The 16,725-nt window shown below is 36.3% G+C and carries 15 protein-coding genes; 2 read left to right on the top strand and 13 right to left on the bottom strand.

The genetic code is table 11. The features are described 5' to 3' along the window. Positions 1–126: 126 nt before the first annotated feature. From Q5Y73_RS11200 to pdhA, 11 genes are all read right to left on the bottom strand, one after another. A complete protein-coding gene (locus Q5Y73_RS11200; protein ID WP_305991988.1) occupies positions 127–1,074 on the bottom strand; it encodes a LysM peptidoglycan-binding domain-containing protein in 948 nt (315 codons plus the stop codon). A gap of 213 nt (positions 1,075–1,287) precedes the next feature. Then, positions 1,288–1,578, bottom strand: coding sequence for a hypothetical protein (locus Q5Y73_RS11205; RefSeq protein WP_305991989.1), 291 nt, complete (start codon positions 1,576–1,578; stop codon positions 1,288–1,290). 38 nt (positions 1,579–1,616) lie between these two features. Further along, positions 1,617–2,366 (bottom strand): flagellar motor protein MotB, encoded by a 750-nt coding sequence (locus Q5Y73_RS11210; RefSeq protein WP_371320193.1) that lies wholly within the window; start codon positions 2,364–2,366, stop codon positions 1,617–1,619. Then, positions 2,341–3,156: a flagellar motor stator protein MotA gene (gene motA / locus Q5Y73_RS11215; protein WP_305991990.1), complete on the bottom strand. Its 816-nt coding sequence runs from the start codon at positions 3,154–3,156 to the stop codon at positions 2,341–2,343. Before motA ends, Q5Y73_RS11210 begins: the two co-directional genes overlap by 26 nt. Positions 3,157–3,379: 223 nt before the next feature. Further along, positions 3,380–4,255 carry a protease modulator HflC gene (hflC, locus tag Q5Y73_RS11220; protein ID WP_305991991.1) on the bottom strand — a complete coding sequence of 292 codons (876 nt, stop codon included), beginning with the start codon at positions 4,253–4,255 and terminating at the stop codon, positions 3,380–3,382. Continuing rightward, positions 4,252–5,268: an FtsH protease activity modulator HflK gene (hflK, locus tag Q5Y73_RS11225; protein WP_305991992.1), complete on the bottom strand. Its 1,017-nt coding sequence runs from the start codon at positions 5,266–5,268 to the stop codon at positions 4,252–4,254. The genes hflC and hflK overlap by 4 nt, the downstream gene beginning before the upstream one ends. A 207-nt stretch (positions 5,269–5,475) precedes the next feature. Then, positions 5,476–6,279, bottom strand: a complete 804-nt coding sequence (gene pdaA / locus Q5Y73_RS11230) for a delta-lactam-biosynthetic de-N-acetylase (protein ID WP_305991993.1) — start codon at positions 6,277–6,279, stop codon at positions 5,476–5,478. Between the two features lie 189 nt (positions 6,280–6,468). Next, the gene (lpdA, locus tag Q5Y73_RS11235) at positions 6,469–7,881 is read right to left on the bottom strand and encodes a dihydrolipoyl dehydrogenase (protein ID WP_305991994.1); all 1,413 of its coding nucleotides are present in this window, start codon (positions 7,879–7,881) and stop codon (positions 6,469–6,471) included. A gap of 3 nt (positions 7,882–7,884) precedes the next feature. Next, complete coding sequence (locus Q5Y73_RS11240; RefSeq protein WP_305991995.1) at positions 7,885–9,201, bottom strand: dihydrolipoamide acetyltransferase family protein; 1,317 nt, start codon at positions 9,199–9,201, stop codon at positions 7,885–7,887. Positions 9,202–9,288: 87 nt separating this feature from the next. Further along, on the bottom strand, positions 9,289–10,266 hold the full coding sequence (locus Q5Y73_RS11245; protein WP_305991996.1) for an alpha-ketoacid dehydrogenase subunit beta: 978 nt from the start codon (positions 10,264–10,266) through the stop codon (positions 9,289–9,291). A 3-nt stretch (positions 10,267–10,269) separates the two neighbouring features. Continuing rightward, entirely contained in the window at positions 10,270–11,352 is a 1,083-nt protein-coding gene (gene pdhA / locus Q5Y73_RS11250; RefSeq protein WP_305992171.1) for a pyruvate dehydrogenase (acetyl-transferring) E1 component subunit alpha, read from the bottom strand. A 557-nt stretch (positions 11,353–11,909) separates the two neighbouring features. On the opposite strand from pdhA, the gene Q5Y73_RS11255 reads away from it, so the two are divergent. Continuing rightward, positions 11,910–12,641, top strand: coding sequence for an alpha/beta hydrolase (locus Q5Y73_RS11255; protein WP_305991997.1), 732 nt, complete (start codon positions 11,910–11,912; stop codon positions 12,639–12,641). Between the two features lie 456 nt (positions 12,642–13,097). Here Q5Y73_RS11255 and Q5Y73_RS11260 read toward each other — a convergent pair whose 3' ends face one another. Both Q5Y73_RS11260 and Q5Y73_RS11265 read right to left on the bottom strand, forming a co-directional pair. Then, the gene (locus Q5Y73_RS11260; RefSeq protein ID WP_305991998.1) at positions 13,098–13,940 is read right to left on the bottom strand and encodes a lipoate--protein ligase family protein; all 843 of its coding nucleotides are present in this window, start codon (positions 13,938–13,940) and stop codon (positions 13,098–13,100) included. A 246-nt stretch (positions 13,941–14,186) separates the two neighbouring features. Continuing rightward, positions 14,187–15,101, bottom strand: a complete 915-nt coding sequence (locus Q5Y73_RS11265; RefSeq protein ID WP_305991999.1) for a hypothetical protein — start codon at positions 15,099–15,101, stop codon at positions 14,187–14,189. 90 nt (positions 15,102–15,191) lie between these two features. Here Q5Y73_RS11265 and Q5Y73_RS11270 point away from each other — a divergent pair, with 90 nt between their 5' ends. Further along, positions 15,192–16,559, top strand: coding sequence for an MATE family efflux transporter (locus Q5Y73_RS11270; protein WP_305992000.1), 1,368 nt, complete (start codon positions 15,192–15,194; stop codon positions 16,557–16,559). The last annotated feature ends 166 nt before the right edge of the window (positions 16,560–16,725 follow it).

Here is a 16,725-nt window from a genome sequence, read left to right on the forward strand (position 1 = left end):
TTATAAATTTTAACCTGCATAAACTTTTCTCAATGATAAGATATGAAAACCCGTGATAAATTGCCCCTGTCAAATGCCCATTTTTTGTGACAAATGACTAGAAAATTCTCCAAACATACTTTTACATCAAACATGAACTGGAGGAGGCAGCTTTAATACTTGACCTACTCTTAATTGGTTAGCATCTTTAATGCCGTTGATTCTCATTAACTCATATCCATTGACTGTGTAATTCCCTGCAATTTTAGATATTGTATCTCCAGGTACAACAACATGATAATCACCTGTTTCTGGAACAATTGGAGCAATTAACATCTGACCCACATAAATTTGATTCGGATCTTCTAAATTATTGATTTTCAACAAAGTTTCCAAAGGTACATTAAATTGACGTGAAATGGAATTTAACGTATCCCCAGATTTAACAACATACACGTTCACAACCGGTGGTTCTGTCGGGAAAAGTGACACATCTGACACAGGTGGAATATACAACCACTGTCCTACATAAATCACACCTACGTCGCTTAAATCATTAGCATCCACGATCTCTTGGACCGTTACCCCATACCTGCGCGAGAGTGAATACAAAGTATCTCCTTTCTCTACTAAATGTCTCGTGCCTCCTGTAGGTATCTTTAATTTTTGACCTACATAAATGTTTGATGTAGTCAGTTGATTGGTCTCCATAAGAACTCGAATTGGAATATTATATAACTGTGCAATACTCCATAAGCTTTCTCCACTTTTTACGATATGATATCCTTCTTCCTCAGAGACTGTAGGTGCTGGGATAAATAGTTTTTGATTGACATAAATGACTGTAGTCGTTAAATTATTGGCTCTCATAAGCTCTTCTACTGTGATTCCATATGTTTGAGCAATTCCGTACAATGTTTCTCCTGATTTCACATAATGGGTTTGTTCAGAAGTTGGTATCTTCAATGTTTGACCTACATATATTACATCAGTACTTTCAAGATTATTTTCCTCTACAATGATATGCATGGGGACACCGTACATTTGTGAAATGTTATACAAACTCTCTCCACTTTTAACTACATGTGTAATCATATTGGTTACCTCCTAAAACTACTCTCTAAGTTAAAGTATGATAAACCGAGACATTTTGACCCCAGACATTCGCCTATATTTTGGGTGAATGTCTAGTATGATTTATTTATAAATTAAAAAATGAAAAATAACCTATAATAAGTTAAGACATATAAACATAGCAAAAAACCATCACAATGATATTTTGCAATGGTCTTTCTAATTTAGATTAGTTTAAATTAAGCTAATCATATTAATGACGTTGTTTACATCTATCATGATCCTATGTTTTTGTTTATCGTAAATCACTGTACCTTGCCCTAAGCTAATTTTACTACTAGAGCCCAGTGCAAAAAATACATCGTCTGTTAAAGTTTTAAGACATTCTTTCTGCTCTGATTCATCCAAACTCAACCAATCTTTTTCATTCATATCTAAGAAATCATAAAATTGCGGGATACCCCCAATCACTTTAGATAAATCTGAAATAATATCATCGTATTCTCTAGCAAATTTAACACCCATTTTTTATCAATCCTTTATTCTATGCTATCTCATGCTGATTACTCATCTATTTTTTTAGTGATCGATACTTCTACTCGTCGATTGGCTTCTCGCCCTACCGCTGTATCATTTGAAGCAACAGGTCTATACTCACTATGACCCGTATAGCTGAAATTCCGAGGATCCAAATGTTCATTATTGAGTAAAATTTTCATGTAATTCAAAGCCCTTGTAGAACTTAACTCCCAATTAGATTCAAATTCAGCAGAATGATGCGGGATATTATCTGTATGTCCAGCCACCAGCACTTGATAATCAGGATAATTTTCAAGCAATGTTGATATGGTCAATGCCAGTTTTCTAGATTCAAACTTTACAACTGCACTACCAGGGTCAAACAAAATATTATCACTAATCGTTAATTTTAATTCGGATTTATTCACTTCAATTTTCAATTGAGAGTTCAATTCATTGTTATTAATATATGCTTGCAGTTCATTTTTTAAGCTTTCTAAATTATATTCACCATAATGAGGTGTGAAATTAGTTTCATCAATCGTAGTTAAATCACCATTATCAAAATCATCGGCTGTTTTCACCTTTGTATCTCCCTCTAAGATGCTAGTACCCCCATCTAAATAAGCATTCAAGGAGCTTGCGAGCTTTTCCATCTTCTTCGCATCAATTTCACTTGAACTAAACAGTACAATAAACAATGCAAGCAACAAAACCAATAGGTCTGCATAGGGTATCAACCAAGATTCATCAATCTTATGACTGTCTTTATCTAATTTCCGCGTATGTCTCACCAGCTACACTCTCCTTACTAGCTTCCCCTTCCTTATTTCGTTCACTTTGAGGAAGAAAAACAGACAGCTTATACTGAATGGCAGCACTTGATATCCCTGATTGAATAGAAAGCAGCCCTTCTACCATCATTAGTTTTAAATCAATTTCTCTTTTTGATAAACGTCTTAATTTATTCGCAAATGGATGCCATAGTACATACCCCGTAAAAATCCCTAATAACGTAGCTATAAAAGCAGCTGCGATTGAACGTCCTAAAATATCCACATCATTTAAAGTACTTAACGCCGCAATTAAACCGACTACAGCTCCCAGTACACCTAATGTAGGGGCGTAGGTTCCTGCCTGTGTAAATATTTGCGCTCCAGTTTCATGTCTGTTTTCAGTGGCAGCAATATCCTCCATCAAAACTTCTCTCACAAAATCTGGATCGTTTCCATCAATAATCATCCTCATTCCGTTTTTCAAAAACGGTTCATCAACCTCATTCATTTTATTTTCTAGAACAAGCAACCCTTCTCTTCTTGTAGTCATCGCCCAATCTTTAAAAATAGCGATCGTTTCTTCTGGTGTCATAAATTTTTGTTCTGTAAAAAGAATCTTAACCAATTGAGGAATTCTTTTCAGTTCATACATCGGAAAACCAATCATAACGGAGGCAATTGTCCCCCCAACGATAATCAGTATAGCTGCTGAATTTACTAATGATGTAAGATTTACTCCTTTTAAAACCATTCCCAAAACTAATGAACCGAGTCCAATTAATAAACCGATAACTGTAGATTTGTTCATATGCTGATCTCCTTAATCTTGTGATAATCAATGTTAATCTTCGGTTTCGACATACTTCACTTTTATTAGTAAATTAAACCATGTTACAACATTCTTCGACAAGAATAAAATAAATTCCTGCATGCTTACATAATTAAAAGTATAGGAGTCCTTTCCTATTAAGGTCTCCTATACTTTCGTTTATAGTTCATATGATCTATGAATTTAATATGATAGCACTGAATTATCTACCTAACAAAATGGAAGCATACGGTGAGTTAATTGGCATCATAATGATCGGTTCACCTTGGAAGGTTGTAATGTAACTCTCCAGCGTACGATACAAGCTATAGAATTCAGGATCTTTTCCATAAGCTGCATTATAAATACTTGCTGCTTCTTGTTCTCCCTCAGCTATGATTTTCTTAGATGTTGCTTGTGCTTCTGCAATAAGCTCCTTCGCTAAACGGTCTGCATTAGAAGTGATTTTGCGATACTCTTCATCACCTTCAGATAGATATCTAGCAGCAATCGCTTTTCTGTCTGAAATCATTCGATTAAAGACACTTTCTTTATTTTCATTCGGTAAATCTGTTCTTTTGATACGTACATCCACAATTTCAATGCCATATTCATCACGTTCTAATACCGTTGCCACTTCATCTGAAATTAGCTTGTTCAAATCCCCACGAGCGGAACCCGTCTCACTAATAATGTCTCCATATTCGATTTCAGACAATTTACGTCTTACGGTATTGTATACTGCGTTGTCTATTCTTTTTTCACCGTTACTTATGATTTGTGCAGTTTGCAAAAATTTCTTAGGGTCTGCAATTCTCCAAACGGTATAGTTATCTACTTCTATTGGTTTTTTATCTTTTGTTAAAATGGGTGTAGGATTGCTGTCATACAACATTTGTCTTTTTGGCAGCGTAGTCACCGATTGGATAAATGGAATTTTAAATTTGATCCCAGGATCATCATAAATTTCAACCGCTTCTCCAAACTGTAATACGACTTTGTATTCTCCTTCATTCACAATGAATAGAGAGGTGAATCCTAAAACAATAATGAGTGCTACAACAATGATTCCTGTTATTAATCCTTTTTGTTTATTCATTGACCCTCTCCTCCTTGTGAAGATTTCGTTGTAGATTTATTCGAGTTTGTTAATTCATTCAGCGGTAAGTATTTTACAGTGTCACCTGAATCATCTGTAATCACAATTTTAGAATTCGGTAGGATTTTTTCCAACGTTTCTATTACTAAACGATTTTCTGTAATTACAGGGTTTTTCACATACTCAGAATGAATGGCATTAAATTTTTCAACGTCACCTTGTGCATTCAGTACACGGGATTTCTTATCAGCTTCTGCATTCTCGATTAAGGCTTGCGCTTCCCCTCTTGCTTTTGGCAAGCGATCATTCATATATTCCTGAGCGTTATTGATTTTCGTATTCTTCTCTTCCCTTGCATCTGTAACGGCTTTAAACGCGGCTTGAACTTCACCTTCCGGCGGCTCAATATCCTGGAATTTAATATCCATCACTTGAATACCTGTAGCATATACATCTTGCAAGTCGATTAATTTTTGATATACATCCGTTTGAATCTGAGTTTTACCTTCTGTAATCGCAAAGTCTAAGTTAGTGGAACCCATCACAGAACGAATGGATGCAATCGCTGAGTTTTTAAGAAATTCTTCTGGATTTTCTATGTTGTACAAATAATCTCTAATATTACTAATTCTCCACTCCACAACTGCGTCTGCGGAAACGATGTTTTCATCCCCTGTAATCATCAAAGCTTCTTCTTCTTTGGCTACAGTCTGTCCATTAATCACATCATAACCAATATAAATTTGCTGTGTTTTTTTAGCCGGTAATTTAATGACCTGTTGAATTGGGTATGGCGCTTTAAAATGCAGCCCAGATTCCTCTACAGTATCCGTATATTTCCCGAATGTTAGAATCGCAGCATGCTCCTGCTCCTCTACGGTATAAAACATAGTAATCCCCGCTAAAACAACTAGAACCAATACAAGCCCAATGACCGCTTTTCTTATTGTTCCAGGCGGCAACGGAGGCATTTGGGAATTAGACGTCTTCCCTTCCCCATTAATCACTTCCATTTAAATATCTCCCCTCTTTTTCTTTCCCTATTATGTATGATAAATGCATTCATTCTATACGTTATTGTAACAGTCTGGTTTCAAATAACCAATAACAATTTTAATTCCATTTATTTCAGTAAGTTAGATGACCTTATTTAATTGAAAACATGCAAGTATCTCCCTCTCAAAAGAGGGAGTATTTCAGAATAAAGAACGCAACAAAATTTACTGATAACTTTTCACATCTAATTCATCCATTCGTTTAAAAGTATATCCTTGCTTACGGGCATCATCAATAATATCACCCAAAGCTTCTGCATTGTCTTGAGACACGGAATGTAATAGAATCACCGCTCCTGGATGAAGCTGTCGCATGACATTGTCATATGCGTATTTCGATCCCTTTTGTGAGTTTGTTTCCCAATCCTTATAAGCTACTGACCAAAAAACATTCGTATAACCTAGCTTGCTGCTGATTTCTAAAACTCGATCATTAAAAATCCCTCTTGGGGGTCTCATATATTCCATTTGCCACTGTCCTGTCACTTTGGCTACTTCGATCTGCACCTTATCTAACTCTTCTTCAATACGATCATCAGAAATCGTGGACATATCGGGATGTCCCCATGAATGGTTACCGATCAAATGCCCTTCCTTCACCATTCGTTTCAATAACTCAGGTTCCTCTTTCACATATTGTCCTGTGACAAAAAAAATGGCAGGCACCCGTTTTTCATTTAATACATCAAGAATTTGGATGGTATTTCCATTTTCATACCCATTATCAAAAGTTAAATATAATTCTTTTTTAGTCGTATCTCCGAGAAAAACAGCACCGTGTGTTTTTAACAATTCCATAAAGCCTTCTTGGCTAATGGATGCTGGTCGTCCATCTCGACTTTTCTTTAATCCAAAATGATAGGCATCATTCGTATTCGCCAACGCACTCTCAGCAATGCTTGTACCCAACACCAAACCGAATATAACACATGTATACAACAATGACTGAATGATCTTTGTTCTCTTCATTGTCATTTCCTCCTAAGTTTGTAATCGTCCACTATAAGAAAACTTTTACATGTGTAATATTCCAAATACGGTCATTGTTTATGCCTATTTACGATGGGTCTCATTATTAAGTTATAAAAAACGTGCTAATGGCGTCGTCTACCACTAGCACGTTTACAATAGAGTTAGAGTATAATTCTTTATTTAGTATTATTTTTTAATTTGATGAACTCCGTGTCCTAACGCACCTTCCGCTGCTTCCATAACGATTTCTCCAAGTGATGGATGCGCATGAATCGTTAAAGAGATATCCTCTAAAGTAGAGCCCATTTCAACCGCTAAACCAAGCTCTGCAATTAGGTTGGAAGCCTCTTGCCCTACAATTTGCCCACCAAGAACAATACCTGTTTCTTTTTCCGCAATGATTTTTACAAATCCATCTGTAGCGTTTTTGGACATCGCACGTCCGTTTCCGCCATAATTGAATTTGTTCATTACGATCTCAATTCCTTTTTCTTTCGCATCTCTTTCCTTCAAACCAACACTCGCCATTTCAGGATCAGAGAAAACAACTTCAGGAATCGCTTTGTAATCAATCACACTAGGTTGACCTGCGATAACTTCTGCTGCAACCTTTCCTTCATAACTTGCTTTATGTGCCAACGCGTAACCTTCTACGATATCTCCAATGGCATAGATGTTAGGTACGCTTGTTTTACATTGATGATCAATTTCCACTAGTCCACGATCTGTCAGCTTGACACCAATATTTTCTAAACCTAATTGATCCGTGTTTGGACGTCGACCTACAGTAACAAGTACATATTCAGCTGTGACCTGTTTTTCTTCACCATTCACTTCAAAGGTTACAGTTACATCCTTGTCTGTTACGGCTGAGCTTTTTGCCATAGCATTGTTATAAACTTCTACGCCTGATTTTTTAAGATTCTTGCTGACAAAACGAGTCATTTCTTTTTCAAAACCAGGTAGGATCGTGTCTGCCCCTTCTAAAACCGTCACCTTCGTTCCGAATTTAGCATAAGTTTGGCCTAGCTCAACTCCAATATATCCGCCACCGATGACAACCATGCTTGTTGGAACTTCTTGCAACGTTAATGCTTCTGTTGAAGAAATGATACGATCTCCAAATGGGAAAGTTTTTAATTCAATCGGTCTTGTACCTGTCGCAATAATACAAGAGTTAAACTTTAATCGTTTTCCCTCTTCATCATTGCTGACACTAGCTACATTCTCTTCAATGAAAAAGACCTCGCCACTTAGAATTTGAACGTCATTTCCTTTAAGTAGAAAACCAACTCCACCCGTTTGTTTTTGAACGATTCCGTCTTTCCAAGCTTGCACTTTTGCATAATCCACACTTACATTATCCGCTTGAATTCCAATGTCCGCTCCATGGCTTAGTGATTCAAATTTCTCTGCTGCTGAAATTAAAGCTTTAGATGGAATACAACCACGATTCAAACATACACCGCCTAGTGCATCCTTATCTACGATCGTTACTTTTTTACCAAGCTGTGCCGCACGAATTGCCGCCACGTATCCACCTGGTCCTGCTCCTACAACTAAAACATCAACCTCTTCCACGAAATCTCCTACTACCATGTTTTACACCTCCATGACTAACAGCTGAGGATCTTCTAACAGCTGTTTAATGTAATTCATTGCAAATTGAGCTGTTGCACCATCGATAATACGGTGGTCAAAACTTAAGGATAATGCCATCATTTTTCCTACTGTAATTTCCCCATCTCTTACAACAGGTTTTTCTGTAATGCGACCCGTTCCTAAAATAGCGACTTCAGGGTGATTGATGACAGGAGTAAAGAACATTCCACCTGCTGAACCGATGTTTGTAATGCTCATTGTACTTCCTTTTAATTGATCAGGTGCAATTTTACCTTCACGAGCCCCTGTTGAAAGGTCTTTAATTTCCTTAGCGATTGTCCAAATGTTTTTCGCGTTTGCATTTTTAACCACTGGAACCATTAAACCATTATCTGTATCAGTAGCAATTCCGATATTGTAGTATTTTTTGTATACAATTTCTTGTTTATCATCATCAATCGATGTATTTAAAACTGGATATTCACGTATAGCTGCAACTAAAGCTTTTACGATATAAGGCAAGTAAGTCACTTTGATGCCTTTCTTCTCCATTAATGGTTTCACTTGCTCTCTGTATTCCACTAGTTTTGTAACGTCTACTTCATCCATAATCGTTACATGTGGTGCAGTATATACAGATTTCACCATCGCATTAGCAATGATTTTACGAACGCCTTTTAGTGGCACTCTTTCTTCTAATCCTTCTGTTCCTGCAGATACAGCTGCTGCACTTGCTGCTGGTGCTTCTGTTTGTCTTGGTTGTTCCGTTTCAACTAAAACTTCAATTGGTGCTGTTTCAGATTGTACTGCTGCTCCTCCACCAGAGAAGGCAAGTACATCTTCTTTTGTAATGCGACCATTTTTCCCAGTACCTTGCACTTGGCTGATCGTTACCCCTTTATCTCTAGCAAGCTTACGAACGCTTGGTGTTGCAAGTACTTCTCGGTTATTTACAGGTGCAGGAGCACTTGCAGATGCTGCGACTGGTGTTTCGTCAACAACAACTTCAACTGTTTTCCGCTCAGTTTCTGCAGGAGCTTCAGCTGCTGGTTCTTCTGCTCCGCCCTCTACTTCACCTTCTACTTCAATCGCAGCCAAAATATCACCTACTACAGCTACTGTTCCTTCTTCTACTTTCAATTCTGCTACTTTCCCGGTCACAGGGGAAGGTACTTCAACGACAGCTTTATCGTTTTGAACCTCCATTAGAATATCGTCTTCATTGATTGTATCTCCTGGAGCTACATTCCACTTTACGATTTCTCCCTCATGTAGACCTTCACCTAGCTCAGGCATTTTATATTGAAAAAGTCCCAACTTAAGAACCTCCTTTAGCATTTTAAAAACAATATATAATTGGATGTGATTGCTTTCAAAAAAGCAATCACAATTTTATCTTCATATTTAGAAATTGATAACTTGATTTACACCAGCAATGACTTTTTTCTCGTTAGGCAGCCATTCTTTTTCGATTTGTCCAAAAGCTACAACCGTATCTGGCGCTGCTACTCTAATGACTGGCGCTTCTAAGTGCAATATTGCTTTTTCGTTGATTTGAGCCATTATTTCCGCTGCTGCACCTGAAGTTTTTTGTGCTTCTTGAACTACAATCGCTCTGTTTGTTTTCTTCACAGACTCCACAATCGTTTCTATATCTAAAGGCATCAATGTACGTAGATCAATCACTTCCGCTTGAACGCCTTGTTTTTCTAATTCTTCTGCTGCTTTAAGTGAAGTATGAACCATTGCACCGTAAGTAATGATGGTTACATCACTACCTTCACGAACCACATTTGCTTTCCCAATCGGTACTGTGTATTCTCCTTCAGGTACTTCCCCTCTGAATGAACGGTACAATTTCAAATGCTCCATAAAGAAAACAGGGTCGTTATCGCGAATGGCAGAGATTAATAATCCTTTTGCATCGTATGGGTTGGATGGGACTACAACTTTGATTCCAGGTGTTTGCATCATTAGACCTTCTAAGCTGTCTGTATGAAGCTCTGGTGCATGTACACCGCCACCAAATGGTGTTCTAAATGTAATTGGGCTGTTGTATTTTCCACCTGAACGGTAACGCATACGAGATGCTTGCGCAGCAATGGAATCCATGACTTCAAATATAAAACCTATAAATTGAATCTCAGCAATCGGACGGAAACCTTGTATACCTAATCCTAATGCTAATCCACCAATTCCTGATTCTGCTAAAGGTGTATCAAAGACTCTATCTTCTCCGAATTGCTTCTGCAGACCCTCTGTCGCACGGAATACACCACCGACATGCCCTACATCCTCACCAAACAACAGTACATTTTCGTCTCTTTCCAATTCAACTCTCATTGCATCTTTAATTGCTTCAATCATTGTCATTTGTGCCATAACTTAATTCCCCTCTTTCTCTAAGTAAGCTTTTTTTTGTTCTTCAAGATGTGACGGTGTTGATTCGAACATGCTGTCTATTAGACCAGGTATTGTCATTTTTGCAGTAGATTCTGCTTTTTTAATTTGATCAGCTACTGTTTGTTTTGCTTCTTCAATTGTTTTTGTTTCATCTTCTTCTGTCCAAAGGTCTTTCGCTTCTAGATATTGACGGAAGCGTACGATTGGGTCTTTCAGTACCCACTCTGATTCTTCGTCTTTCGTACGATATTTTGTCGGATCGTCTCCAGACATAGAATGCGGTCCAAAACGATAAGTGATCGCTTCAATCAATGTAGCTCCTTCTCCATTGCGGCCTCTTTCAGCAGCATCTTGCACAGCTTTGTACATCGCTAGAACGTCCATACCGTCGACTTGCACTGATTTAATTCCCGCAGCCAATCCTTTCTGAGCAATCGTTTCTGCTGCAGTTTGTTTGGATGATGGTGTTGAAATCGCGTAACCGTTGTTTTGCACTACAAATATAACAGGTAACTTAAAAGCTCCAGCGAAGTTCATTCCTTCATAAAAATCGCCTTGTGAGCTTCCTCCATCCCCTGTATATGTAATGACTACATTTTTCTTGCCACGTTTTTTAAGCCCCATCGCTACGCCCGCGCTTTGTACAATTTGAGCACCGATGATGATTTGCGGCATGAGTACATTTACATCTTCAGGAATTTCGCCACCGTGTTGATGTCCTTTAGAATAAAGAAATGCTTGGTACATTGGCAAACCGTGCCATACGATTTGGGGCATGTCTCTGTAACCAGGACATACAAAATCTTCTTTATTTAATGCAAACTCACTTCCGATCATAGAAGCTTCTTGCCCAGATACAGGTGCATAAAAACCTAATCTTCCTTGTCTTTGCAAACTGATTGCACGCTGATCCCAAGTTCTAGTGAAGACCATTCTTCTCATTAATTCTCTAAGCTGATCGTCACTAAGATCAGGCAAAAGATCTTCATTTACTTTTCCATCCAAGGATAGGATCGATAAAGGCATTACTTTGTTTGTACGAACTTCATAGTTCGCTTTTTCCATTACTGAAACATTATCCATAGTGAATTTTCACCTCAACTAAATAATTTTATTGGAGCAAGCGGTACGATTTATCATACCTACTCCTCTTATCGAAATGTAGCAATTTGTATAAACAGACATCTACATCTTAAACTTTTAAACAAACATGATGACCTACAAGCTGCTAAATGGTTATTATTTATAACTGTTACATTAATATTAACAAACTGTTTCAATTAAATAAAGAGGATAAATTGACTATTTTTTAATACTTATCAACATAATTTTAATATAACAGCATATAGTATTATATAATACAGATATGAAATTTTCCATCTTTATGTTACAAATAAATTTAGTTGTTTATTCACATTGTAAAATAAGAAAACCAAATCATCATGTGATGATGGTAAGAACGATGTTGCTGCGTCTGTTTATAAATAGCCAACATCTCCAATGAGATTTCTTTCATCAGATTGTTGTTCCAAACAAGGAGTGTCCAAACAATTTTTACTTATCATGATCATTTTGTGCTGAAATAAATAAAATTACTCTGAATAAATGGAAGGTTGATGGTTATGAGCGATTCCCGATATTACAAAAGAACAATTATGAAGGAACAGATGAATTCCAAAATACTAAATGATACAAGAAATTTAAGAGTATATTTACCTCCAGGATATAACGAATTAAGTTCTTATCCTGTGATATATTGCCAGGATGGAGAACAATTTTTCAATTTTGGAAGAGTTGCTACACACGCAACTCGACTTATTTTAGATGAGGACCTAGAGCCTGTTATCATTGTTGGAATAGATGTGAAACTGGCCAATCGAACAGCGGAATATGCTCCAGATGGTGACCGTTTTCAATTGTACAAGCAGTTTTTCATTGATGAGCTCCTTCCATTTGTGGAAGAAAAATATCCCGTGAGAAAAGATGTAGACAATCGAATTGTTGCAGGGGATTCTTTAGGAGGAACGGTATCCTTGCACTTAGCTCTAGATCATCCTGAACTTTTTCGAAAGGTGATTTCGTTATCCGGAGCATTTTTGGATCGTACACAAGCTCGAGTAGAATTAGAAGATGATTTATCTTGGTTAGACCTCTATATGTTAATTGGCTTACAAGAAGACAAAGTAAAAACAGACCGAGGCACATATGACTTTCTTGAAGCCAATCGAGTAACAAAAGAGATTTTATTAGAGAAAAAAACAAAACTGGAATACGTAGAAAAAGATGGAGAGCATTTATGGGGTTTTTGGCAGAATGAGTTAGATGAGATTTTGGCATATTTTTTGAAGGGGTGAAACGTTCGAAGAAGAAATACGTAAAAGTAAATAAAAATAAACACATATTCTTATGTGTAAAGGAATGAATGACGTTTATATGATTAATCCAATTATTCTGGTAATCGGCACCATTGCCGTCATTTTATTTTGTTTTTTGAGTGCTGTATTATGGTATTCTTATAGCGAAAAATTTTCTTTGTCTGATCATTTAATATATTATGTAATAGGTTTTATAATTGCGATTTTCTATGTAATATTCTCTTCCTTAAATTCAGGCGATTCGTTTTGATGTGTTGGAATTGTTGAAAATGTTCACCAGATATGATGATATAAGGTAAAATCGTAAAGCCAATTATGACTTTAAAAATAGGGGGCAATAGGTCTTATCTTTATTGACCCCTCAAAATCCAACGAATTTCATCTCTTGCTATATACTACTACATGTTCAAGTGTTAACCCTCAAGCTCATTCAGCTCATTCTTTATATCTGGACTCAATCCGATTCATCATCTCTTTAATTTCACTGTTCATTTCGATTCCACTATGTTCAAAAATGTTTGCCTCGGATGAGATATATTTTTTCAAATGATTAACAAAATCTTGGACTGATGTTAATTTGGTTAATTCAGATAAACTAGCAGTACTAGTTGGTACAACCTGAGGATATTCTAATTGTTTAACTTGGTTAAACGCTCTTTTTGATTCTTCAATTTGAATATCACCAGAAGCTATATTATAAAAATCACGCACTAATGCCGCCCGGTCAGAACCGCTTCCTTCTATAACTACAAATGCATGAACGATAAATGATTTTGTTTGTCGTCTTTGTGCAATTCCACAAAACTTGAATCCATCAATACTTAAATCATAATCTCCCGGGCAGTAAGATCCTACTACTTCTCCCTTATTTATATGTTGAGAAAAGTCACGCATTGTATTTTTCATACACTGATACATAATTTCAAAATCATGATGAATGTTAATTTCACCCACTGGTTTGGGTAAGATAATAGAAATATTCAAAACCCCAGCATCTAATGGAACTGCTGCTCCACCAGAATGACGTACCATCACATCATACCCTTGCTGTTTCAACCAATCTACAGCTTGTTTAGAATAAGGCAGCTTCCAATCTCTCATCCCTAATACAAAACCTTTATGATGTCTCCATACATGAATCATTGGAGTTTGGCCGAGCCCAACTTTTTTGCAAGCCATTTCGTCATAGGCAAAAGGATAGATGATATGATCTCTAAGTATGTTTTCTGAATTATTGACTAGCAATAAATTCCCCGGCCATTGAAATACAGTGTTCATAATGATCTCCTTAAAAATAATTCTGAAAGAAAGTTTCTTTATTTTCATCTCATTATACACCAAAACAACATATACAAGTGACGAGGCATCTCCAATACGGACATCGTACAAAAGAAATACCAACATTATATAGAAACTAAAGGTATCAGATAGAACTAAAAATCAATAAATTCAACAGCCCATATAAAAAAATGAGACAGAATCAATTCCTCTGCCTCATTTTTAAGTATTTCTAAGTGAATTTATTTATTTCAATGCTTCAACCATTTCATCTAAATGTTCTAACTTTTTACCTAATGTTTCATTAAGGTCTTCCATTAGACTTACTGTTTGTTCTAAGTATTCTTTTACTTTCTCTGCATCATGATCTTGGTTTGCTTTAATCAAGTCCTTTTTTACAGCCATTAATTCTTTGTGAATTTCCATTACTTTTTTATGCTGTCCTTTTGCTTCTTTCCAATGTTTTTTGGCTGCTTTTAATTTATCTTTGTCATGATCATTTTTTATACATAAATCAATAAACTCATCTTTTTTTTCATTAATTTGCATGTGAAGCTCATGGCTTTGTTTTCTTAAATCATTCAGCTTATAAAGAATTTCTTTATGCTCATTCATTATAGAAGGGGAGTTACTCCCCGCGTTTATATTACTTTCATTGTGCATGCCTTTTTTTAGCTTTTTTTCTTTTTTTATGTCTTCTTCAGGTTTTATATCTTCTTTACCTTTTTTTTCTTCTTTGACTTCCTCAGGCTTTATGTTTCCTTTACCTTTCTTTTCTTCCTTCACTTCCTCTTCAGGTTTTATGTTACCCTTGCCTTTTTTCTCTTCTTTGACCTCTTCAGGTTTTATGTTTCCTTTGCCCTTCTTCTCTCCTTTTTTCTCTTCTTTGACTTCTTCAGGCTTTATGTTTCCTTTACCTTTCTTTTCTCCTTTTTTTTCTTCTTTCATCTTTGGTTTAACTTCTTCTTTGGGTTTTACTTTTTCTTCTGGTTTAACTTCTTCTTTCGGTTTCACCTTCTTTTCAGGTTCAACCTTTTCTGAACGATCATCATCTTTCTCAGTAGTCACCGTTTCATGATTATCTAATAATTGAGCAGAGCTCATGCTCGTCATGCCAAAAAACAGTAAAACAGCCAATAAAATAGCGCTAATTCTTTTCATATGCAATTCTCCATTCATCATAAGATTTGTTATAGTATAAGGATAGGTTGTGTTATTATCTTAAAAAAAATGTATGGATTGGAGAAATAAATGAGTCAGCAAAAGTTCGACTTCACAGAGGGAAGCATTCAAAAAAAGATGGTTTTATTTGCCGGTCCTGTACTGATTGGGAACGTGTTGCAATCCTCATACCAGTTAATAGACAGCCTTTGGATAGGAAATTTAATGGGCTCATATGCATTAGGTGCTTTAACCAATGCCGCTCCGATTTTTTTCGCTATCCTTTCTTTCATGATTGGAATCAACAGCTCTACCCTTACAATATTGTCTCAACAAAAAGGCAGAAATGATGAAGAAGGACTAAAAAAATCATTAAATGCCTTTGTAGTTATTTTAGGTTTTTTATCTATTTTATTTGGTATTATAGGTTTCTTTTCATCACAATTATTGTTACAACTATTAGGTACGCCTGAGGAAATCTTACCTTTAGCAAAAACTTATTTACAAATCCATTTCATTGGGATTATATTTTTGTTTGGATATAATTTCATAGGTACGATTTTAAGAGCATTAGGAGACAGTAAAACACCAATACGTTTTATCATATTAGCGGTGATATTAAACACCATACTTGATCCATTGTTTATTCATGTTTTTGGTTTAGGAATGGAGGGAGCAGCTTACGCAACGGTTATTTCTCAAGCTACGGCCTTCTTATACGGATTATGGTTTTCTATTTATAAAGCGAATGTTCCATTTACAATGCCAAAACTGCCCGAAAAGCGAGACATGACTACTGTCCTGAAATTAGGAATACCAGGCGGATTTCAAATGATCGCTATTTCCAGTGGATTAGTGGTTGTTGTAGGTTTAGTGAATTCTTTTGGAAACGATGTTATCGCAGGTTTCGGGGTAGCACAAAGGATTGAGAATATTATTTTACTTCCGGCTTTCACCTTAGGTTCTGTTGTAACTAGTATGGCAGGACAAAATATCGGAGCTGAGCTTTGGGATCGAGTCAGTGAAATTGCAAAAAAAGGCTCATTTCTCATTGTAGCTTTGACATTACTCATCAGTATATTAGTTTTTTTTGGTGCTGAATTTTTAGTTCGTTTATTTTTAAGAGATGGAAATGAGGAGACAATAACATTTGGAGCTTATTATTTAAAAACAATCGCCTTCTTTTATCCATTTATAGGGATTAATTTTGTACTGAATGGTGTTGCAAGATCTTCTGGTGCAATGTTTCAGGTCTTGGTGTTGAACATTATTTCGTTTTGGGTTTTACGTTATCCGCTTGCGTTATTGTTTTCTACCTTTTGGGGAGAAAAAGGAATCAGTATTGGGATTGGAGTCAGTTTTGTTATCAGTTGTGTGCTGGCTGTACTTTATTACTTTTTCGGAAAATGGAGAGAGGTTGAGATTTTTGAGGACGATAAAAAAGCTGTGGTGTCGTAAGGCGCTTGAACTGAACAGCAGATTAAAATATGAACGCAAGGGTGTTACTCTTATTCGTCCACTTGCATAATTCGCAAAACTCCTTACAAGAGTAACACCCTGCTTAACATCTCACTGGTGTTGATTGATTAATCTAAAAGGGCGCTCCGGAAGTTTTTGTAGTTCA

It is taken from the genome of Chengkuizengella axinellae (genome assembly GCF_030730905.1).
In the GTDB taxonomy this organism is placed as follows: Bacteria; Bacillota; Bacilli; order Paenibacillales; family KCTC-33759; genus Chengkuizengella; species Chengkuizengella axinellae.